General features: G+C 47.4%; 1 protein-coding gene. It reads left to right on the top strand.

What is annotated here, in order from left to right; genetic code table 11:
* Positions 1-327 (top strand): cadherin-like domain-containing protein (locus WR49_RS20780; RefSeq protein ID WP_046225285.1); only part of this gene is annotated, 327 nt, incomplete at both ends.

Below are 327 nucleotides of genomic sequence, written 5' to 3'. Positions count from 1 at the left end.
ACCTAACCGTTAACCCAGTTAATGACCTGCCAGTCCCACAAGATCAACAGTTCAGCGTTGAAGAAGATGGCACGTTAATCTTCACCGATGCAGACCTATTAACAGGTGCTACAGATATTGAAGGTGACAACCTAACAGTTGAAGGTGTGACCTACGATGGTGGTGACGGTATCCTTACCGATAACGGTAACGGCACATACACCTTTGCGCCAAATGAGAACTTCAATGGCGACGTAAACTTCGGCTTTGATGTATCAGATGGTACCGATACGGTATCTGCCAACATCGACGTAAGCGTAACTGCCGTTGATGATGCGCCAGTGTCTG

The sequence above is a fragment of the Vibrio sp. ECSMB14106 genome (assembly GCF_000972265.1).
In the GTDB taxonomy this organism is placed as follows: Bacteria; Pseudomonadota; Gammaproteobacteria; order Enterobacterales; family Vibrionaceae; genus Vibrio; species Vibrio kanaloae.
Note: the sequence above shows the minus strand (reverse complement) of the source record. Positions and strands in the feature narration are given on the sequence as shown.